11 protein-coding genes are annotated in these 23615 nt (G+C 46.1%); 9 read left to right on the forward strand and 2 right to left on the reverse strand.

Going from position 1 to position 23615, the window contains the following annotated elements:
* Positions 1 to 628 precede the first annotated feature (628 nt).
* The 5 genes from FHS86_RS14780 (at position 629) to lacZ (ending at position 14902) form a co-directional block, all read left to right on the forward strand.
* Positions 629 to 4516 (forward strand): hybrid sensor histidine kinase/response regulator transcription factor, encoded by a 3888-nt coding sequence (locus FHS86_RS14780; RefSeq protein WP_429415285.1) that lies wholly within the window; start codon positions 629 to 631, stop codon positions 4514 to 4516.
* A 186-nt stretch (positions 4517 to 4702) separates the two neighbouring features.
* On the forward strand, positions 4703 to 7504 hold the full coding sequence (locus tag FHS86_RS14785) for a family 43 glycosylhydrolase (protein WP_429415288.1): 2802 nt from the start codon (positions 4703 to 4705) through the stop codon (positions 7502 to 7504).
* 4 nt (positions 7505 to 7508) lie between these two features.
* The gene (locus FHS86_RS14790) at positions 7509 to 9788 is read left to right on the forward strand and encodes a T9SS type A sorting domain-containing protein (protein ID WP_429415291.1); all 2280 of its coding nucleotides are present in this window, start codon (positions 7509 to 7511) and stop codon (positions 9786 to 9788) included.
* Positions 9789 to 9836: 48 nt separating this feature from the next.
* Positions 9837 to 11549: a glycoside hydrolase family 43 protein gene (locus tag FHS86_RS14795; protein WP_429415294.1), complete on the forward strand. Its 1713-nt coding sequence runs from the start codon at positions 9837 to 9839 to the stop codon at positions 11547 to 11549.
* A gap of 245 nt (positions 11550 to 11794) precedes the next feature.
* On the forward strand, positions 11795 to 14902 hold the full coding sequence (gene lacZ, locus FHS86_RS14800) for a beta-galactosidase, LacZ type (RefSeq protein ID WP_429415297.1): 3108 nt from the start codon (positions 11795 to 11797) through the stop codon (positions 14900 to 14902).
* Positions 14903 to 14977: 75 nt separating this feature from the next.
* Here the strand turns inward: lacZ and FHS86_RS14805 are convergent, their stop codons facing one another.
* Positions 14978 to 15730, reverse strand: a complete 753-nt coding sequence (locus tag FHS86_RS14805) for a DNA/RNA non-specific endonuclease (protein WP_429415300.1) — start codon at positions 15728 to 15730, stop codon at positions 14978 to 14980.
* A 311-nt stretch (positions 15731 to 16041) separates the two neighbouring features.
* Between FHS86_RS14805 and FHS86_RS14810 the strand changes: the two genes are divergently transcribed.
* The 4 genes from FHS86_RS14810 to FHS86_RS14825 all read left to right on the forward strand — a co-directional run bounded on the left by FHS86_RS14810 (position 16042) and on the right by FHS86_RS14825 (position 20607).
* Entirely contained in the window at positions 16042 to 17325 is a 1284-nt protein-coding gene (locus tag FHS86_RS14810; protein WP_429415303.1) for a carbohydrate porin, read from the forward strand.
* Positions 17326 to 17342: 17 nt separating this feature from the next.
* Complete coding sequence (locus tag FHS86_RS14815; RefSeq protein WP_429415305.1) at positions 17343 to 18350, forward strand: porin; 1008 nt, start codon at positions 17343 to 17345, stop codon at positions 18348 to 18350.
* A 101-nt stretch (positions 18351 to 18451) separates the two neighbouring features.
* Positions 18452 to 19717, forward strand: a complete 1266-nt coding sequence (locus FHS86_RS14820; protein ID WP_429415308.1) for a cation:proton antiporter — start codon at positions 18452 to 18454, stop codon at positions 19715 to 19717.
* A gap of 35 nt (positions 19718 to 19752) precedes the next feature.
* Positions 19753 to 20607 carry a hypothetical protein gene (locus FHS86_RS14825; RefSeq protein ID WP_429415311.1) on the forward strand — a complete coding sequence of 285 codons (855 nt, stop codon included), beginning with the start codon at positions 19753 to 19755 and terminating at the stop codon, positions 20605 to 20607.
* An 87-nt stretch (positions 20608 to 20694) separates the two neighbouring features.
* Here the strand turns inward: FHS86_RS14825 and FHS86_RS14830 are convergent, their stop codons facing one another.
* Positions 20695 to 23094, reverse strand: a complete 2400-nt coding sequence (locus FHS86_RS14830; RefSeq protein WP_429415314.1) for a glycoside hydrolase family 2 TIM barrel-domain containing protein — start codon at positions 23092 to 23094, stop codon at positions 20695 to 20697.
* Between the last annotated feature and the right edge of the window lie 521 nt (positions 23095 to 23615).

Raw genomic sequence — 23615 nt, forward strand, 5'->3', positions numbered from 1 at the left:
TTAATAGTATTAAGTTTAATAATTATAAGAGGTTAATTAAAAAATCAGTGTTGATAATAAATTAAAGAACGTTGAAGTACTCATCCATTCATGAGTAAGCGGCTGGTTGGTATATGTCTGCTCTTATTGAATAAATTGATGTTTAGTTGAATTACCCTCATTTATATTACGAATGAGGTATGCTTGTTTTATTTCCATGCAATCGCCGCAGTAGTTTAATTATATAGCCATACAAAGCTATTGAAGAAAAATTAATTCAAATAATTAATAGTCAACTATTTAAGCTGATTGCAATTTTTTTATACTCTTTGAATAAAAAATTCCTCTTTTGTGTTTTTTGGAATATGTTGTTGAATAAAAAAGTGGAGACGATGAATGTAACATGCAGTAAATGAATATAAAAAGTAAGTACTTGAAGCATGGGGCTATCTTTTTTTCACCCTTTAATTACGAATTTATACTACATGCTGCGGTGTTATTCATCAATATTATGTAATGGATAATTAGTAAATTACTTTTTATGTACTTTTGGTTTTGTGATCGGTTAAAAAATGAAGTGGCTTTCCGCGTTTATTTTCTATTTTTACTGCAATTGCTCATATTAATTATTCAATGAACTGAACAGGTGATGCTGACTCCCTATTTTAAAGTTTTATTTTGCTTACTCATATTGCTACCTGCGCAAAAAGCAAAGGCGGTCGATCATAAATTTTACAGTATCAACCAGCACTTTGGAATATCGATGCGTGAAGCCAATTCAGTTTGTAAAGATGATGAAGGTTTTATCTGGGGAGCATCCAAAACCGGTATTATCAGGATTTCGGGCGACGATTACCGGCTTTATCAGCTGCCTTATGAAACCGTCAATATCATTTCACTTGAACTGGTTTACCGTAATCGTCAGTTGTATGCATTCACAAACAACGGTCAGGTGTTTATGTATGACCCGGTCAATGATCGATTTGAAATTAAGATGAACCTTAGCCGCGTGCTTAACGACAACCATTTAAGTATGACGGCCATGGTGCTCGATGAAACAGGTGTCGATGGCTGGTTGGCTACCACCAACGGACTTTACCGAATGATGAACGACAGTATTCGCTCTGTTTCTGATCTTAGTACAACAATTTACGACATGATTGGTTATGGCGACCGGGAGCTGATTTTGGCAGAAGAGCTGCAGTTGAAGCGATTCGATAAAAAAAGTGGCCAATCGTATCAGCTTTGTGAGCTGGACGCGCACTTAAACGGAAGAGTCTCCGATTTGTTCCTCGACAAAGCCAGTCAGCGCTTGTGGATAGGCACATTAGCCAATGGTTTGTTTTATTTCGACCTGGGTGAGCAGAAAATGCAAAAACTTTCGGTGTTCCCAAATCAACCCATCATGGCCATCGAATGTTTGACCGATTCAACACTTCTGGTAGGTGTTGACGGGCAGGGGCTTTGGGAGATTGACCGAGACAACGGGACCATGCTGAAAGTTTACAAGGAAGATGTTGATAACCCCAATTCACTGAACGGTAATGGCGTTTATGACATTTTTTGCGACGATCAGGAACGGGTGTGGATTTCGACCTATACAGGGGGGATTGCTTATTTTGATCTGAATCCGGGTGTGGTAAATCAAATCGCTCATGTTGCCAACCAAAGCCAATCGCTGGCCAACAATAATGTAAACGATTTAATAGAGGATAAAAGAGGAAGACTTTGGATGGCCACCAATAATGGAATCAGCCGCTTCGATCCGCTAATACAGCAATGGGATCATTTCTATGTTAATGAGCAGGAACAGGCACAGGTTTTTCTTACCCTCTGCGAAGATAATGAGGGCAGAATATGGGCGGGGAGCTTTTCTTCGGGCGTGTATGTACTCGATAGTGAAAATGGTAAACAGCTGGAGCATTATTCTCAGCAGGTTGAAAATTCACCTTTCATCAACGACTATGTTTTCGATATTTTTAAAGACAGCGGGGGAGATCTTTGGATCGGGGGAATCAATCGTGAGGTGATCAGGTATCAGGCAGCGAAAGACTTGTTTCAAAAATATTCGGTTCAACCCATTTACGTGCTCGATGAGCTGAAACCCGGAAAAATGTTGTTTGGATGTACTTACGGACTCATCCTGTCGGACAACGAAACGGGAATGACAAGCCCGCTTGTTGCTGGCTGTTTGGTACACGACGTGCTGGTGCACGATGCCAGGGTATGGATTGCAAGCAGCGGCGAAGGGCTCATGTTGCTTGATCCCGATACCGGTGAAACGGAACACTTTACTGTTGAAAACGGCCTGCCATCGAATTTTGTTAACAGCATCCTGTTTTACGATGGCTACTTGTGGCTGGGCACCGAGAACGGACTATGTCGTTTCGACCCTGTTAATAAGCTGGCTCATGTATATACCTCTGTTAATCTTTTATCGGGAACCTCGTTCAACAGAAATGCTGCTTTAAAACTGAAAAACGGACAACTTGCCTGGGGAACCAGTGCAGGGGTGTTGGTCTTCGATCCTGCCAAACTGCAGGAACCAGCACCTGCGGGAGAAATATTCATACAAGATATTACCATTGCCGGCCGATCGGTGCGCGAAATGGATGAATTCGATCTGAAACAACCGGTAAACGAGCTACAAACCGTCAGTCTGCATTATAATAAGAATACCATAGCGCTTGAATTATTGCCACTGGGGGCTGTGTCTGGTGCCCGCTTTTCATGGAAAATGGAAGGAATTGATGAAGACTGGACCTCTCCGGCCAGTCAGCGCATTGTAAGTTATGCCAACATTAAAGGCACCGAAAATGTATTGCAAATCAGAATGTACGATGGTTCAATGAATAAGCTGCTTGCCCAACGCTCCTTACTCATCAGGGTAATACCGCCTTTTTGGGCAACACCCTGGTTTCTTGTCATTCTTTTTCTGCTAATTTCACTGGTCATCTACTTTGTTTTTTGGTACTATATTGGTTTGTTGAAACAACGCCATGCAGAGGAAAAGGTACGTTTCTTTACCAATACGGCACACGATCTTCGTACCGCTTTAACCTTAATTAAAGCACCAATCGATGAATTGAACAACGAAGCGCAGCTTTCAGAAAAAGGACGTAATAACATTGCTCTGGCCGGCGATCAGGCACATCGCTTGTCGGCAGTGGTATCGCAACTAATGGATTTTCAAAAGGCCGATGTCGGAAAGGCGCAGCTTCAACCTGTAACATGCGATTTGGTAAAACTGGTAAAGCAGCGAATTGATTCATTTAAACCGCTGGCACGTAAAAGGCGGGTTGATATTTCCTTTTTAGTGAGCGAAAATGAGTTTTTTACGGCGGTCGATGTGGTTAAAATGGAAAAGATCATTGACAATCTGATATCGAATGCTGTAAAATATGCCTTCCCCGAAACAACAATAGAGCTTGTATTGAAGTGGAACAATACAAAATGGAACCTGGAGGTGAATGACCAGGGTATCGGAATCAGCAAGAAAGCGCAACAGCAATTGTTCAGGGAGTTTTACAGGGAAGAAAATGCAGTGAACGCCCGCATGGTGGGCTCGGGCATTGGACTTATTCTGGTGAAAAATTATGTACAGCTGCATGGAGGCAGTGTTTCGTGTGAAAGTGAGCAAAACAAAGGTTCCAGTTTTCGAATTGAAATTCCCTGCCTTAAAACGGAAAACAAGGCAACAGACCAGGTGCCGGATGAGCTCACCGCTAGCAGTCATTTTAGTTCCGATCTTTATAATCAAAGATTGGAAACTTACGATCGGCAAGCCCCGGGTGAATTTAGCATTTTGCTGGTAGAAGACAATGATGAATTGTTGCGTTTTATGCAATCGAATCTTGCAGACGAGTTCACAGTGGCTACCGCCACAGATGGAACGGCTGCACTCGAAATGATCCGGAAAAATATGCCTGACCTCGTTGTTTCCGATGTGATGATGCCAGGTATGGATGGCTTTGAATTGTGTAGTAACTTGAAGTCATCCTTCGATACATCACACATTCCGGTGATCATGCTAACTGCTCTTTCAGAAAAATCGGATCACCTGCATGGCCTAGGCCTGGGAGCCGACGATTACCTGACCAAACCATTCGATATGTCGTTGTTAAGGCAAAAAATCAGGTCGATGATTCATAACCGGAAACGGGTCAGTGAAAAAGCACTGAAAATGATCAGGGGAAATGATGAAGGTCAGCTATTGGATAATGAATTAAATGATCAGTTTCTGAAAAAAATGCTGAAACTGGCAAAAGAGAATATAGCCAATGGTGCTTTCAATAAAGAGGTCTTTGCCTCTCAAATGAATGTAAGTCCTTCGTTGCTTTACAAAAAGGTGAAGGCGCTCACCAATCAGTCTCCCAGTGAATTTATCAGGGCGGTACGAATGGATGCTGCCCTTGAATTGCTTCAATCGGGAAAGTACAACGTAACTGAAGTAAGCGAGATGACTGGTTTTTCGAGTATTGCTTATTTTAGTACCGTCTTTAAAAAGCATTTTGGTAAATCGCCAACCGAAGTGTAAACTCATCTTGTAAGATCCTTTTTCCAGCTGGCAGCGCTGTATATGTTCAATTTTATAAATCGAATGTCTATTATCTAAAACAGCTGCCGCCAATGCTACTTATCTTTACCTTCGAAGCAAGGCACAGGCAGCAATGACGAATCGTTGCCAGCGCTTAATCAATACCTCGATATGAGAACTCTTTTGATGAAGAAGCTATTTGTATTTGTACTGATTATTTTTGGATCGACCGGACTGACAACAGCACAGGACCTGGCAGTAGTGTTGGAAGCCGAACAGGCTGAACTGGGAACGGATTATGAAAGCGTTGAAGAAAACGACATCATTTACGTAAGACCGGGCAGCGATTTGATCGATGGATCTTTTCCCGGTGATGATGCAAAGATGATCACTTTCACCGTCACTTTCACCGAAGCCGGAAACTGGCATTTGTATGCAAAAATCAGGGTAGGAAGCGGAAACTATAACGACGACAGTTTTTTTCTGGCCAGGGATTTTGGCCTCGCTTCACCGGTCAATGCCGACGACTGGCATGTTGTAAACGGGCTGGTGCCTGTTGGACACACCCAAGCTGACGAGGTGGTTACGGGTGCCGGGGATGCCGGTCAATCGGTTTGGAAATGGGTCAATATTTCAGCATTCATCAATGCTCAATCACCATTAAGTTATCAGGTGGATGAGCCCGGTGCCACCTTACATTTTAGAATAGGGGCACGAGAGGATGGTCTCGATTTCGATAAAATTGCTTTTGGGAAAGCTGCCTTGCTTTATACTGTGGAAAACCTTGAAAAAGGTGAAGCTGGATCAGAAAAGGAAACCGGAGGAGACGACGATCTTCCCGAAGAAGCTTTCTCGCAGGTCAAAACGTTTATTAACCCCATTCTGCCCGGCGATCATCCCGACCTGACCTTGTTGAAGGATGGAGATGATTTTTACGCCTGTGGTTCTCATTTTCATTTTACGCCTTATCTGGCCTTGTTGCATTCGACCGACCTGGTTCACTGGAAAGTATTAACAAGAGTGGTTCCCTCCGACTGGAGCGGATTAATCAGCGACGCCCCTCAGGCCGGAACCTGGGCCGGAGTGATCACTTATTTCTATGATTCGTTCTGGATGTATTTTTCGAATACAGCGGGCGGAGGACAGTATTTCTGCAAAGCAGCTCAGCCCGAAGGTCCCTGGAGCACGCCTGTTAAAATGAGAACCACTTCAACAACCGGACCGGTAGGATACGATAATTCCGTATTTGTCGACGACGACGGGCGACCTTATATGTTGATCAAACCAGGTCAGCATGTGAACCGAATTCAGGAAATCGGTACCGATGGCCATCTGAAAGGAGAAGCGTTGATACTCGACTGGGTAAATGCCAACGGAGAATACAGCTGGGCCGAAGGACCGGTGATGTGTAAGCGCAATGGCTGGTATTATTATTTTGTAGCCGGCAATGTGTATGGCGGGCAGTATGTACTGCGCTCGCGAAGCCTTAGCGACGACCCTGCAAGCTGGGAGGCCATGGGTTCTTTCTTCGGGAATGTAAGTGATCCCGAAGTTACTTTTCGTTCACCCAACCACATAGCTCAGCCTTTTCAGCTCGATGACGGAAGCTGGTGGACCATTTCGCACAGCTACGAATCATTGGGAAATGATAACTGGAACGGTCAGGGGCGCCAGGGCATGCTCCATCAGGTGATCTGGGATGAAAATGGTAAACCTACCGGAAAAGCTCCCACAAGCACTCCCCAGTTGAAGCCCGATCTTCCTAAATCAGGTATTCCATGGAAAACACCCCGTTCGGATAATTTTGAGAAAGAGAACATCGAACTGACCTGGCATTTCATGAACCGCAATGCAGCTGCCCGATACAGTTTAAACGAAAAAGCGGGATGGCTTACCCTCGATCCGGGAAGCAGTAAAACACACATTTTGCACAAAGAAGCCCGTCATCACTATACCCTGATCACCAGTGTCGATTTTAATGCCACCGCTCAGGGAGAGGAAGCCGGAATTTATCTGACCAACGGCAACGAATCGGTAACAGCCGAGCTGTATTCTGGTTTTAATGAGAAGAAAATCATCGGCTTCCGATTTGGAAATACCAAATATGAAGTTGAAAACACAATGGGAAATGTAGTATGGCTCAAGGTATTTCGTTACGGGCATCAGCTGGCCGGCTTTTATAGCTCGAATGGTATTAAGTGGCATCAGGTTGGCAGTGCCATATCGGTAACAGCGCTCGATAAAGGGCAGGAAAATTACAATTGGTGGGTGGGAACCAGCAACGGCCTGTATGCCGCCCGTAAAAAAGCCCATTTCGACAAGTATGCCTTTAAGGATGGTTTTTCGGTACTGCCGATAGTAGGATACAACAATTATTTTGGATTGGAGAGCACGGGTACAGGCTCGAATACCGGGATGATCAACACCAGCGACAAGGGCGGCTGGCTGCTTTTTGCAGGGGTCGACCTGGGGGAAGACGACAGGCTGCCCGTACGCGTTGAAGTGGCTGCAACAGCAACAGCCGAAGGAACACTCGAGTTATGGGTTGATGACCTTGAAAACGAAGGAACACTGATTACAACAATCGATGTTAAGCCAACGACAGGAGGCAGTCAGGCCTGGGAAAAATTCAGTGCCGATGTCAGCAATTTAAGCGGACAGCACGATGTGTACCTGCGCTGGAAGGGCCCGGCCAGATCGATTAATGTGCGAACGCTTCAGTTTTTTGCCGATGAATCGTTTTATACGGGCATCGGTGAATTACAAAGTTTACCTCAATGGAAAAGCTATCCTAATCCGTTTATTCACAGCTTTAGCATCGAAACGGAGGTCGAAGAGGCAGCTTATTCTATCTACGCCCCCGACGGGAAGCAGATGGAAGCGGGGATAATCAAAAACAGCCATCAGCAGTTGGGCCATAGGCTTCAGGCAGGCATCTATTTTCTGATCTGTCAATCAAAGGTCGAAAAAATAATCAAACTAAAGTAAAACAATGTATAGCAGAGGCAACACCATGCGTATTCTATTTTTCATTTTATTGAGTTCTTTTGTTTTCGGTGCCAGGGCCCAGGTGCTTCGCGTCGACATGAGTAAAAAACACCAAATAATCAGAGGATTTGGAGGGATTCATATTAACTCGTGGACCGGACAGACCATGACGGACGACATGCAGGAAAAGGCTTTCGATAATGATCCGGGTGAGATCGGACTGAGTATTTTCCGTCTTCGGATCGATCCCAATTCGAACCGGTGGAGTGATGAACTGCCACTCGCACAATATGCCATCAGTCAGGGGGCTAAAGTATTTGCCTCACCTTGGAATCCACCTTCGCATATGCGTGAAATATTACGGCAAACCAATGATTATACCGATTACGTGTTATTGCCTGAATTTTACGACGACTATGTTGAGCATTTGAACGCTTACATTGCATTTATGGCCGATCACGGGGTTCCGCTTTATGCCATTTCGGTACAAAACGAACCCGACTGGCATGGCTGGACCTGGTGGGAACCCGCGCAGATGCTCAACTTTGTAAGAGAACATGCCGACGACATTAACTGTAGAGTAATTGCACCCGAATCGCTGGGCTACGTCCGTAAGATGATTGATCCGTTGTTGAACGATTCGCTGGCCAATGCCAACATCGATATTTTAGGAACGCATTTATACGGTACTCCAAAGGCCAATATTTATTATCCTCTGGCCCTTGAAAAGGCAAAGGAAATATGGATGACAGAACATTTATACGGAAGTGGCAGCCCGTCGGAAAATACCTGGGCCCTGGCCTTGAAGGTGGCCGAGGAAATTAACACCTGCATGGATGCCGGAATGAGTGCTTTTGTGTACTGGTACATCCGGCGTTTTTACGGGCTCATTAACGACGATGGAAACATCACCGACAAAGGCTATGTATTCAGCCAGTTTTCAAAATTTATCCGCCCCGGCGCCTTTCGCGTTGAAGCTGATCTTGCTTCGTTGGCCGGTGTTTCGGCAACGGCCTACGAAAGTGATTCGGGCCTGGTAATGGTGCTTGTTAACAACAACAAGACTGCTGTCGATTTGCAGTTTGTTCTTGAAAACCTTCCTACGGGGATCGATACCCTTCATTTGTTTACCACTTCATCAAAAAAGAAAGTGAGCAATGAAGGTGCTTTTGAACTTGCTTCGGGCGTTTTTTCTGCCACACTTGAACCATACAGTATCAGTACTTTTACAAGCGATGCATCTAAAGGTGGTCGGCAGGGTAATCTGCCGCCAGTGGCCTTTGCCGGTGACGACCGCATTGTGGACGACCTTCAGGGAACTGGTGTTCGCCTGACGCTGAGTGCTGCGGAAAGCAGTGATGCCGATGGTGAAATTGTGAAGTATTCGTGGTCGGCCAATGGATATCAGCTGACGAGCAACAAAGAACTCGAAGTGGAGCTGGGGATCGGAACCTTCTCATACGTGCTTACCGTGACCGATAACGATGGAGCCAGCTCCGGCGATACCATTCATCTTACCGTTCAGAGTCCCTACAATACCCGGGTATGGCTCGAAGCCGAATGTACCGGGGTAGGTGATAACTGGAAAACAATAAAGAAAGTAAGTGCATCAAACGGAGCCTATCTCACCGTTACACCGGGGGTACAGGCCACCGCTGCTCCTTCGTCGAACAGCAGCGATCATTTGGTGTATTCCTTCCATTTGCCCGAGAACGGCTACTATAAAGTGTGGGGCAGGGTACTCGCTCCCACGCCCGATGATGATTCTTTCTGGGTCAGAATGGATGAGGGTGACTGGACCAACTGGAATGGCATTGTTGGTGGTGGTACCTGGCAGTGGGACGATGTGCACAACCAGGCTGATAACAATCCAATGGTGTATGAGCTGGATAGCGGGATGCATACACTTACCATTTGTTACAGGGAAGATGGAGCAGCCATCGATAAAATTTACCTGAGCAATACCGGAATTCAACCCGCAGGCATGGGCGACGAGGCCTTTAATTGCACCGAAGAACCCAACAGTGTTTACCGGCTGGTGGAAGCAGAAAGTGTTAAACTATTTCCCAATCCGGCAAAATCTGATTTTACGGTGGAAAGTGAGCTGTTGTTCAGTACACTCGATGTTTTCAACATAAACGGACAACGTGTTTTTTCCCGGTCGTATCACCAGGGATGCAGACGCGATTTTATTTCCCATAAGTTTGAGCCGGGGGTATACCTGGTGCGCTTATCGACTGATGAGTGGTCGGTACAGAAGCAACTGTTGGTAGGCGATTTGTAGTTTCAATTTAAAAGATCATTAACTAAACTAATGAATATGTTAGCAAAAATGAAGTATCCGATCCTGAACAATAAGTGGAGTACGCTTGCAGTTATTCTTCCGGTGGTTCTTTTTTCTTGTAGTTCAGGTACAAAACAGGATTTGCCTGATGCTCCGTCAACGGCTTTCTTCGATGAGTTCAGTTACAAGGGGCACGACGACTTTTATGAGAATCATCCCCTGACAAGCGATGATCAGTACTACAATCCCATTCTTCCGGGCTGGTATTCCGATCCCAGTATTTGTACCAATGGCGAAGATTATTTCATGGTCACTTCCACCTTTGTGAATTTTCCGGGTGTTCCCATTTTTCACAGCAAAGATCTGGTGAACTGGAAACAAATTGGACATGTGCTCGACCGTGAATCGCAGTTGGTGAACATGATTGGCCAGCATACCAGCGGTGGTATTTTTGCCCCTGCCATCGAGTACAATCCCCACAATCAAACGTATTACATGATTACGACCAATGTGGGGGCCGGCAACTTCTTTGTGAAAACCAAAGATCCCTTTTCTTCGTGGTCCGACCCGATTCGTCTGCCCGATGTGGGAGGCATCGATCCTTCCTTCTTCTTTGATGACGACGGGAAAGCCTACATTGTAAACAACGATGAGCCGCCGGGAGAAGCAGAATACGATGGACACCGGACCATCCGCATTCGTGAGTTTGATGTGGAGAACGACCGAACCGTGGGTGAAAACAAGATCCTGGTCAATAAGGGAGTTCGTCCCGAGGAAAAACCAATCTGGATTGAAGGGCCTCACCTTTACAAAATTGAAGGAAGTTATTTTCTGATGTCGGCCGAAGGTGGTACCGGTCCCGATCATTCGGAAGTGATCCTGCGTGGCGATTCACCCATGGGGCCCTTTATTCCATGGGAAAACAATCCTATTCTTACCCAGCGTCATCTCGATCCATCGCGCCCGAATCCGATCACTTGTGCCGGTCATGCCGATTTGATTCAAACACCTCAGGGCGATTGGTGGGCTGTGTTTTTAGCCTGTCGTCCAATTGAAGGAAAATTTGAAAACCTGGGGCGCGAAACCTTCCTGATGCCCGTGCGCTGGAGTGCCGATGGCTTTCCCTATCTTACCACCGGTGAGGAAGTGATCCCGATGATTGGCAGCAAACCCGGTGTGAAGCGCGCAGAGGAAGTAAGCTTTGGTAACTTTGAAAAGACAGATCATTTCGATTCTAACGAGCAGGGACTCGAATGGATGACGATGAGAACTTCAGCCTTTGGTTTGTATTCTCTCGACGATTATCCCGGCTATCTTGCACTAAAGTGTGGCACTGCAAAGGCCAGTGAAAAAGAAACACCTGCTTTTGTTTGCCGACGCTTGCAACATCATCAGTTTACGGTTACTAGCACCATGGTTTTTCGTCCTGAAACTGAAAATGAGAAGGCAGGTCTGCTCATCTACAAGGATGAAAGCCATCATTATTTCATGGGCTTGCGAAAAAAAGGTGAAAGTTTTGAGCTTTTCCTTGAAAAAACGGGCAAGAAAGGCAATGAAATCCTGGCTGCAAAAGCATTGAATAAAAACATTGTTCCACTGAAACTGAAGATCAGTTCCAATGGAAAGGACTTTGCTTTTTCTTATTCGGAGAATGGAAAAAAATGGGAAATGCTGGCAGAAAATATCGATGCCTATCATTTGTCGACTGCCAACTCCTATGGCTTTACCGGAACTACCATTGGGATGTATGCCGTGAAATAATGGCTTGATGAAAATATTTTAAAAAGGAATTTTTAGATTAGATTGTTTTTTATAAAGGGCGATGGCTTTGGTTGAACACCAGTGCTTATCGCCCTTGTTTTTGTTTGACAGTGATGGGTAATTCTGAGCGCCTGACGGATTTCTATTATCGATTATCGAATTATGACAAGTAGCTTTCTTTGTATTTTTGTAACATTATGGCCGCATTTTCAAGTTGATTATTCACTAACTATTGATATCAGATTATGAAACACTCAATTATTTTCGTATTGGCATTAATGCTGTCAGGCTTTGTATCCATGGCAGCTGATGTTGACTATTGGAAGGATCCAAAGGTAAACCAGCTGAACCGGCTGCCGATGAACACCGATTTCTTTGCTTTCGAATCGGAAGATGCCGCCATGCACCTTGAAAGAGCAGCATCGGAGAACTACCTTTCGCTGAGCGGAACCTGGCGTTTCAACTGGGTGGAACATGCCTGGCAACGCCCCAACGATTTTTACACGACCACTTACGACGACAAAGACTGGGGAAGCATGCCGGTACCCGGCATGTGGGAACTGAATGGTTATGGCGACCCCATCTATGTGAATGCCGGTTACGCCTGGAGAAATCAGTATCGTCACAACCCGCCACTGGTACCCGAAGAAAACAATCATGTGGGGACTTATCGCCGTACCATTGATATTCCGGCCAATTGGAAGGACAAAAAGATGGTGGTCCATTTCGGTTCGGTGACCTCAAATATTGCACTGTACGTCAACGGAAAATTTGTTGGCTACAGTGAAGACAGTAAGCTGGAAGCTGAATTCGATCTCACTAAATACCTTCAAACAGGTAAAAACCTGATTGCTTTTCAGGTATTTCGCTGGTGCGATGGTACTTATCTTGAGGATCAGGATTTTTGGCGCTTCTCAGGAGTTGGCCGCGATGTTTATATATATGCCACAGAAAAGAACCATATCCGTGATATCAGGCTAACACCCGACCTGGTTGATAACTATCAGAACGGAACCCTCGATGTTGAAATAGCACTCGAAGGAAAGGGCAGTGTTGAACTGAAACTGATGGATGCAGCAGGAACGGTGGTGGCCGAGAAAACACTCACAGGTAAAGGCGCCTTAACAACTTCGCTGGAGGTAGAACAGCCGGAAAAATGGAGCGCCGAAAATCCTTACCTGTACCGCTTACTGGCCAGCCTTAAAAATGGAAATAATACACTGGAAGTCGTTCCCCTGAATGTCGGTTTCCGTAAGGTGGAAATGAAAAACAGCCAGCTACATGTCAATGGTCAGCCCATTCTGATTAAGGGCGTCAACCGTCATGAGCTCGATCCCGACGGAGGTTATGTGGTGTCGCGCGAACGAATGATGAAGGATATTCAGCTGATGAAACAATTCAATGTAAATGCCGTGCGTACCAGTCATTATCCCAATTCCAGTTTGTGGTACGACCTGTGCGACCAGTACGGAATTTACGTAGTGGCCGAAGCCAACGTAGAATCGCATGGTATGGGCTATGGCGAAAATACCCTGGCCAAAAATCCGGCCTACGACCTTGCACACATGGAGCGCAATCAGCGCAATGTCCAGTGCCAATACAATCATCCTTCGGTCATCATCTGGTCACTGGGGAATGAAGCCGGTTTCGGGCCTAATTTTGAAGAAGCCTACCGATGGATCAAAGCCGACGACAGCTCGCGCCCGGTGCAGTATGAACAGTCGCGTCAGAACGAATATACCGACATTTTCTGTCCCATGTATTACCGCTATGGCAGTAGTGAGGACTATGCAAGCAGTAATAAAGACAAACCACTCATACAGTGTGAATATGCGCATGCCATGGGTAATTCGATGGGCGGCTTTAAGGAATACTGGGATTTGATCAGAAAATATCCGCTGTATCAGGGGGGCTTTATCTGGGATTATGTCGATCAGAGCATACGCTGGAAAAATAGCGAAGGGCTTGAAATTTATGCTTATGGCGGCGATTTCAATCCATACGATGCTTCCGACAACAATTTCCTGAACAATGGTCTGATCAGTCCCGACCGGGTACCGAATCCTCATTTTTATGAAGTAGCCTATTTTTACCAATCGGTATGGACCAGCCCGGTCGATTTGACAAAGGGCCTGGTTGAGGTGTACAATGAGTACTTCTTCCGCGATCTTTCTAATTTCTACCTCGAGTGGGAACTGGTAGCCGATGGCAAGGTAATGCGTACCGGCATTGTTTCCGATTTAAAGGTCGGTGCACAGCAGAAAGAGACGGTTGATTTAGGTTTCCAACTGCCTGAAAATTGTAAGGCTGGTGAGCTTTTTGTCAATGTGAGCTACCGTCTGAAAAAAGCCGAAGGACTGGTGCCGGCCGCTTTTGCCCTTTCGCGCGATCAATTGCAGGTGAAAGAATGGAATGCTCCCGGCCTGGTACTTCAAAATGCGAAGTATAGCAACGAGGAGCCACTTGTTCCTGGCGTAAAAGAGAACGACTGGAATTTTCTCATTATTGAGGGGGGAGATTTCAAAATCGAATTCAATAAACACAGCGGCTGGCTGAACCGTTATTCGGTTAATGGAAAAGCGCTGATGAGCGAAGGCAGTGAGCTGAAGCCCAATTTCTGGCGCGCTCCCACCGATAACGACTTTGGAGCCCGCCTGCAACAGCACTATCGTGCCTGGAACAATCCACGCATGAAACTGAATTCTCTGACGACGGCCGAAAAAGACCAGATGATCGAAGTAAAGGCCACTTATGAAATGGAAGCCGTTTCGGCAAAACTTGAAATGACCTACCTGATTAATAATGAAGGTGCCATTAAAGTAAGCCAAAAGCTGATCGCCGATGCCGAAGCCAAAGTGTCGGAGCTATTCCGCTTTGGAATGAAAATGGAAATGCCGGGTGAATACAGTGTTATTTCCTACTATGGTCGTGGCCCGGGAGAGAGCTACGCCGATCGCAAATATTCAGAATTTGTAGGTCTTTACCGACAAAATGTAGCCGATCAGCACTATCCCTACATCCGGCCACAGGAAACAGGTACCAAGTCGGATGTACGTTGGTGGCAACAGCTCACCGCCGGAGGAAGTGGTCTTGAAATTGTTTCTGACCAGTTGTTCTCTGCCTCGGCACTGAACTACACCATCGATGCACTGGACGATGGCTGGCAAAAAGACCAGCGTCATTTTCCCGAAGTGGAAGTTTCTGAGTTCGTTACGCTTTGCATCGATCAGGTGCAAATGGGACTCGGATGTGAGAACAGTTGGGGAGCACTTCCACGCCCTGAATACCGCATTCCGTATCAGGATCGTGAATTCAGTTTTATTCTTCAACCGCTTAGCAATCAGATAAAATAGAAGATAATAAAGTACAAAAAAGCCCTGCATCACTTGCGATGCAGGGCTTTTTTTGTTTTTTCCCCCCGAATGCTTTCAATTAAGCGTTAAACTGTTCATCCATGTACTGTAATTGTTTTCTGCTTCAATTTTATTTTCAAGCTGATCGGGAACAATGCTGAAGAAATCGATGCCGGTAAGCTGTTCAATCGAATCGACCGGTACGGCATAGAAACCAAGTTCATTGGGGCATTTTTCGTTGGGTAGCATGAAACCCAGCATTTGGCTTTCGCCATCCCATATCACTTTGTAATAGCGAGCAGGAACACTCACTTTTTCAGGGCCGATGACTTCAATCAGGGTGTTGTAGATGGCACCCGATACCACATGCAGTTCGCCCTTTTCATTTACCCAGTCGCGTACCGCTGTTTCGAGCGATTTCCATCTTCCCCTGTTCAGCGAAGGGTGCTGGGGCGACATGTTCGACAGATAGAACGATTCGTCCATGGCCGTCTGGTTGATGGTCATGGAAGCGGCCGGACACAAATGCCCGCGGTCGTAGCCCGATCCTTTGTAGTCTTCGAGGGTTGCCGAGCCGGTCGAAACCAGGGGGTCTTCCTTGAAATTGTCTTTGCGTTCGGCTGTTCCGTTGGTAAACTCAGGTGTAAGATGATAATAGACCCAAAGGGCACCTTCGTGTTCTTCGGAATACGCCAGCTGATAATACGTATGAACTACTTTTTCGCCCTCCGATACCGGTACTACGCTTCCTGTTTGTTCGCTTTCGGTAATATCTTCAGGCTGAACAAGACGTACCTCCTGGCAACTGATACTGATCAATGCCAGCATGAATAAAAGAATTTTTTGCATGTTTCTCCCCTGCGCTGTATAAAAAATAGCTTTTCACTGTATGGTGGAAAGTGCTGAAATGTAAAGATTTTTTTTGTTAAGTGTAAAATGTTTTATCAACAAGGGTGGAAAGCAAAATCTGATTAAAACTGATAAAGCGATTGAAAGACAGCGGATAGGATGGTGTTGAAAAAAGCAGTGCAAATAAGGTCGAACAGGCAGACTGCTTAATTGCATCACAATTAAAGCAAGTAGTAAACATTGCATCTTGCTTATGGTAAATAAATTTGTGATATTGAAGTAAAAAAAATATGTCGCTATTCCGTTCCGGGTTTTTCATCGTTTTGTTGTTACTACTGGTCACAACAGCCCGTTCACAACAGCAGCCTGGCAGTTATGAACACTTGTTGCAAAACAAGCTGGATTCTATGCAGCTTGAGCTGTCAAAGTTGAGGGAGGAATTGGATACTCTGAAAAATGAAGTGAATTACAGCAGGGTGGAGGTGGATGACCTGCTGTCGGTGTTCAAGGAAGGCGATGTGGCTTCGGCCAGCATGGAAACGCGTTCTAAGCGCAAGCGGGTCGATGCTTTGCTCAATGTGATCAGCCAACAGCCCGGAAGACTGAATTTTAACGGAGGAGCTACTTCCGTTTTTCAGGGCTTATGTGTCAACCAGGAAAACTGGGATGAGCACCTTAGCGGTTCGTTCGACATTTTTGCCCATACCTCGTTTGGAAAGGGAGCCATTTTATTCATCGACATGGAAGCCATTGGAGGGGAGGGTCCCGATGCAGCACATCCCACCTTCTCGGGGCTGAACGACGATGCTGGCTCAACACGGGCTCCCGATGGCGTTGACCGACTGACGATACTGGAGGCCTGGAGCGAATTTTCCATCTTTAAGGGAGTGATTGTTGTGACGGCGGGAAAAATTGATCAAACCAACTATTTTGATATCAATGCGGCGGCCAACGACGAAACCACGCAGTTTCTCAGTTCTGCTTTTGTTAACAATGCTTCTTTCGCAGTTCCCTCCAATTCGGCAGGCTTACGCATGCGCACCACTTTGCTGAACCGTTATCATTTTCAGTTTGGCTTATCGGGCATCGAAACCCCGGGTGTTGATAACTTCTATAAAATCTACAAAATCGGCAGCCTGGGATGGACCTTCATGCCGGGCTCGGAGTTCGAAGCCAATTTCAGGGTGTATGCCTACGACTATCCTTTGGAAGAAGAAGCTTATGGAGGCGGGGTGAGTTTTGATAAGGTGATTTTTGGCGCCTACAACTTATTTGCCCGTTACGGCTTAAACAACGACCCCATGACTGCCTTTTGGGGTATCAAATATTCGTGGAGTGCAGGAGCGAGTTTTGTAAGGGATATTCTTGGTAAACCTTTTGCCATTGGGATGGCTTATGGTGAGCAGCACACCGGCAAACAGGAGCATTCAACCGAGCAAATTGCAGAACTGTACTTCCGTGCACAATTCAATCAGTGGATTCATCTTTCGCCTCACGTACAGCGTGTATGGAATGCCAATGGCTCAGCCGACCGTTTTTTGGTGCTGGGCTTGCGCACACATTTCAATTTCTAACCTTAAAATTGTGTAGAATGAAACGAATAGCTTTACTAATCATTTTAAGTCTTTTTTTTCTGACAGTAAAGGCACAGGAAGAGCCCCTGGCACTCCAGATCAGGGAGAAAGTTCAGCACGAAGCTTTTACAGTAAATGCCTTGCTTCAGTCGGGTTTTCGTTATTCGCTTAAGGATAATTATTTTCAGGGAGGAAGAACCTTTGAAGCCGCCAATGCCCGTATCAGCATCAGGGGCACGATTGACGGGCAGTTCTATTACCGTTTGTTTTTCAACCTGGTGAGTGAACCCAACCTGCTCGATGCCTACATTGGCTATCGTTACAGTGATGCATTCAGTGTGACCGTCGGTGCCATGAAACCAAAACAAACACAGGACTTTATTCCCGATCCGGGATCGACCGACTTCATCGATCGTACACGAATCAACGGCCTGTTGGTGCAGGCACGCGAAGTGGGTGTTGCGGCCGAAGGAAACTTAAAAAATTTATGGTACTATGCCGGATTTTTCAATGGCACAAAACTACGGGGCAACAACAACAATCAGTTTTATGGAATAGGACGTTTACAATACAGCTTGCCCGATGTGGCATCTGGTCAGCTAAAACTGGGCATACAGGGATCGTATGGCAATTCTCCGGGTGTGCGCACCGGAAGTACCGGCCCCATGTTAAGGGGAAACAGAAGCATTTATGGCGGCGACTTTCGCTATGCATCCGAACGATGGCTTTTTGCCGGCGAATACATGGCCGGCTTACTCGAAACCGTGACCTTTCCCGACAGGGCAGAACTGATCAGTGGCTTCTACTTCACAGCAGGATTTCAGGCCCTCGAAAAAACCATGTTTCTGGCACGCTGGCAAACATGGAAGGAGCGTGAAGCAAATGTTAAGGGGGTACTTTTTACCCTGGGAATGAATCATGCCCTTACTTCGCTGACCAGTTTTCAGTTCAATTTTGATACTTACCAGTTGGATGACGACGACATACAATATGCCGTTTCACTTTTACTGCAGGTACAATTCTGATGAGCCGTGAATAAGCAGGACCGCACATTGTTTTTTTATCAACAGTTTTCGAATCGCATCAATTAATCATTATTTTTGATTACGCTAATTCAAATTTAACTATGAATCTGTACATCACGATTATTGCATTGGGTATACTCATTTTTCTTTCGCATGTATTTAATGAGTTGTTTGATAAAACGAAAATACCCAACGTCCTGTTGCTGCTGTTAATCGGTATCATCATTGGTCCCGTGAGTGGAATTGTCACAGCCGACTTCTTTGGTAAGCTGGGCAGTGTTTTTACAACCATCACGCTGATTGTTATATTGTTTGAAAGTGGTTCGGGTCTCAATTTTCGTGAGATCAAAAAAGCCATTGGTTCAGCAACCCTGATCACCGTGCTGAATTTCTTCATCACCGTGGTGCTCACTTCCTTTTTGTCGCGCTGGCTGCTCTCGATCGATGTGCTGAGTTCGATTTTTATCGGAGCCATCGTGGGGGGAACTTCTTCGGCAGTGGTGATTCCCATGGTAAAACAGTTGAAAATGGGGGAGAAGAGTTCGTCGGTTTTGATCCTTGAATCGGCGCTCAGCGATGTACTTTGTCTGGTGGTAGGCCTGGCCCTGCTCGATGGTATTACGCAGGGTGTGGTATCGGTTGGCATGGTGCTTTCCAAAATGTGGAAGGCCTTTGTTTTTGCCATTGCCCTGGGCTTGTTGAGCGGTTTCCTCTGGTCGGCGGTTATCGGCCGCCTGCGAAGCATTAAGAATTCGATGTTTACCACCCTCGCCTTTGTGTTTATTTTATACGGAATTGTTGAATTGATGGGACTAAACGGGGGGATTGCCGTATTGGCTTTTGGTATTTTGTTGGGCAATGCCGAGGGCTTTGGCAATTCAGAAAAATACAGGAAGGTATTTGCTTTCCGTAGTTCGGGCTTCAATCCGAATGAAAGGGATTTCTTTTCAGAAATCGTATTCATTATGCAAACCTACTTCTTTGTTTATGTTGGCATTTCAATACAGTTTGGAAATCCGATTGTTTATGCCACCGGACTGTTGCTGGTGCTCCTGATTATCCTTTTCAGAATTCCAGGCATTGCTTTTCTGACAGGGCGTGGCATCAACAGGGCTGAAAAAACCATGATGTCGGTAATGACTCCCAAAGGACTGGTGCCCGCAGTACTGGCTTCACTTCCCTTGCAAAGAGGCCTGCCTCATGGTGAAATTATTCTCGACCTGGGGTATTCCATCGTTTTGTTTAGCATTGTGATTTGTTCGTTGCTGGTGATTATGCTCAGCATCAAACCCGATTTGTTCGATAAGATGATTAAGCGAAAGGGCAGTGCTGTTCCTCAGGAAGTTCCACCCGAAGCGGGTTTGTAATGCATTGATGTCAGCATGATTGAAGGAGAACAAGAATGAAAAACGAATTGGGTACAATAGGGCTGTTGCTGTTGCTGCTGAGCTTGACGCCCTATGCCAATGGTCAGTCTTTCCAGGGTTTTATTGAAAGCGTAACAAGTTACCAGGACCAGGTAAAACTGAAAAAAACAGGTCAGAAGCAAGCCCGGCGCTTCATTATTGACAGCACCACCTTTGAGCTTTCGACCTATTTGGGAATGTTTGATCAACTAACACTGGCACCCGAACGAAAAGCGGAGTATGTGTTTTGTTCCTATGAAACCTATGGATTTCCGGCATGCTATGTAATACATGACTCCGTCAATTTTGATGAACATATTGAGCAAGGACTGAATGACTTTTGTAAGCGTTTTTTCAAGAGAGACACATCGATGGTGAACGAAGCGGTGAAGAAGCATTACAGGGAAGAAATCCGCTTTGCTTTTGCCGAAGATTCAATAAATAAGCTTTGCAACGCTTTGCTTCCCGATGATAGCAAAGCAGGCTTCGTGCAGTACCTGTATTTTCATTTATTTGGTGAAAATTTCGCGCTCTTCTGGCATTCAAATATCAATCAGGGGAATGTGATCTTTTCAAAGGATGAAATGAAACGGCTTTTCAATCTTTACATGAGCAATGAGGATTATTTTGTTGATATCGATGAATACAAGCTGTTAAGAGATTTACTGGAAACGAATTTTGATGCTGTAATTAAGCAAACAAACGAGCATTACACCATTACCTGGTATGAGCAGTATTTGCATCAGGGGATATTTAAGCGGACCTATTTGATTGAACGTCACGCTCCCTTTACCATTACAAAAATGGAGGATGAAAAAATTGTTGCTCCCCAATATGGAGTGATTTATTAGAAAAAAGCAGATTCGCCGGGGTTGAATAGCGAATCATGATTCTAATGCATGGTTTTAAATTGAGTCTATCAAAATGAGGTCTGTTTTTTAGTCCCTGCCTGTCTCAAACACTGCATCGGGTAAGCCGGGCGAACTGGCTGTAATGGTGACAGACTCTTTGCCTGATTGTGCCTTTACGATGGCCAGACAGCGTCCCAGATAAGTTTCCATTTTATTTCCGGTAAAGGGTGTACTGCTTTGATGATCGCCGTTTCCAACGGCCAGGAGTTCACCGCCTCCTTCCACCTTAAATTCAAGGGTACGTTCGTCAAATAGCACCCGCTTGCCCGAATCGTCTTCCAGTTCGGCTTTTATGTAGTAAATGTTTTGTTCGTGTTCGCTTGTTGGCACATCGGCCGACAGTACGATTCTTGCCGGGGCAGCAGCCGTGTGCAATTGATGTTTTACCCGGCTTCCGTCGGGCAGTGTAGCCACTGCTTCGATGCTTCCCTTTTCATAGGGGACTTTCCAGATTGGGAACGCTTCCTTCTTCAGTTCCCATTTTTGTTTCCCGTGTGATTTCCCGTTTATAAAAAGTTCCACTTCGCTTACATTGGTATATACATGCACTGCAAGGGTGTCGCCTTCGCGTTGGTGGTTCCAGTGAGGCTGTACTTCGGGCCAGCCCCAAAAGGGAACCCGGGTACGATCGAGTGCCGATGAATCGGTTTGCACGGCCATGAATATCATGGGTTCATCGTTCCATAAAGCTTTTCTGAAATAATAGCCGGGTTTTTCAAATCCACACAAGTCAAAGATTCCGCAGGTGGCACTGCGTCTTGGCCAGCCGGTCCATTCTTCCCACGGGGCACAACCGGTACCACCTTCGCCAATGCCGGCCTCTCCCAGGTAGTCGAAACCGGTCCAGAGGAATTCACCGGCAACCCAGGGTGCTGTCTGTCCGTTAAACCATTCTTCATACGTATGCATTTGAAAGCAGTCGCCGGGTTGGTAAGGGTAATTCACGGTTTCGGAACCATAAATGATCCGGCCCGGAAAATTTTGATGGTCATCGTCATACAGGGCTTCGTGGTAATTGTAGCCCACCAGATCGATCAGTTCGCCAAAACGGCTTTCGTTGATCGAAGGAATGCCGTTACATCCGGCAGTAAAGGGGCGCGACCGGTCATGTTTGCGGGCTTCGGCAAGCAGGAGCTCAAGTACCTGAGCCCCTTTTTCACCCATGAATTGTTCGGGCACTTCATTGCCCAGGCTCCAGGCAATGATTGATGGGTGATTGCGGTCACGACGCATCCAGTCGGCCACATCGCGTTGATACCATTCATCAAAATGAGCAGCATAACCATGTTCCCGCTTATTCTGTTTCCATTCGTCAAAAATTTCGTTGATGACCACAAAACCAAGTCGGTCGGCCCAATCGAGCAGTTCGGGAGCAGGCGGGTTGTGACTCATGCGCAGTGCATTGGCTCCCATTTCCTTTAGCAGTCGGAGCTGGCGTTCATGGGTATCGTCGTGGCAGGCAGCTCCCAGCGGTCCGCCGTCGTGGTGATTGTTAAGGCCCTTTAGCAAGAGGCGTTCTCCGTTGAGGAAGAAACCACTGTCGGGGCAGAATTCAATGGTACGCAGGCCGTACGAGGTACTGTAAGTGTCAAGCACTTCACCTTCAGCCAGCAGCTCACTTTGCAAGTGGTAAAGATAGGGATCGTTGGTCGACCACCATTGGGGCTGATCAAACACCAGGGGTTGCCTGACAATCTCACTTCCGGCTTCAAGGGGCGTGAAGCTTTCTGCCACAATTTTGCCATCGGCATCACTCAGGGTGTTTTTGAGCCCTAAGCTGCGCGTTTCATTTTCCTGAACCGACACCTCTGTTTCGATGCTGAGTCGGGCGTTCTCTTTGCTCAATGCAGAAGTTTGCACCAGCACACCATTTTCGACCAGATGGCTGTGATCGCTGATGTGCAGCCACACATGCCGGTAAATGCCGGCTCCGGTATACCAGCGCGAATTGGGTTGCGCTTCGGTATTGACCTTTACGGCCAGTACATTTTCCTCACCCGGGGCATTGAGCCAGGGCGTGAGCTCGTAGCTTAAGGTGGAATAGCCGTAAGGCCGGTGCCCCAGGTGTTGCCCGTTGAGGTAGACATCGCTGTTGCGGTAAACGCCGTCGAAGCGGATGGCTACGCGCTTCCCTTCTGTTGCTTCGGGAAGTACAAAACTTTTCCGGTACCAGCCAATGCCACCCCAGGCATAGCCCCCCGATGCATCCGAAGAATGCGCCTGGCTGAATCCCTGTTCAATGCTGTAATCGTGTGGAAGATCGAGCACCCGCCAGCTGCTGTCATTGTAGTCTGGCTTTTCGGCACCACTTTGTTCATTCAGTGCAAATTTCCAGTGGGCATCAAACAGAACTTTGTTTTCATTTTTTTCGCTTGTGCAGGCCTGAAGCAGGAAGACCAGAAGCAGCAGTAAAGGCATCGTTTTCATAAGCAGGATTTGATTCGGTTTTGTGTTGTTTTCGTCATTCAAAGATACATTAAAATGGTATCAGGTAACAAGACAAAAAAAGTCAGTAAGTCATTGGTCATTGAGTCATTGCTGCTGATATGTGCAGTGTTGGGAGGCGCGAGCTCCGACTCGCGCATTTGTTAGGTTTATAGGCAAGCAGGCAGGCATGACAGCTTCCTCTTTTTCAATTAATCACTGGTAATATTCGGATTTTGTTCGGCGAGTCGGAGCTCGCCGCTCCCGATGTAGTTATGTTTGTATTTTTCTATTGTGTCTTTTTTTGAGTTCCTTAGTACCTGAGTGCATAAGTTCATAAGAACGCCATTGCAAAGATTTCCATTCCGTTCAAAGGTGATGACAATTGCTTTCCATCGCTTCCAATTGCTTCCCATTGCTTTCAACCCTTTTCTATTGTGTCTTTTTTTGAGTTCCTTAGTACCTGAGTGCATAAGTTCATAAGAACGCCATTGCAAAGATTTCCATTCCGTTCAAAGGTGATG

It is taken from the genome of Roseimarinus sediminis, assembly GCF_050433125.1.
GTDB classification, from domain to species: Bacteria; Bacteroidota; Bacteroidia; order Bacteroidales; family Prolixibacteraceae; genus Roseimarinus; species Roseimarinus sediminis.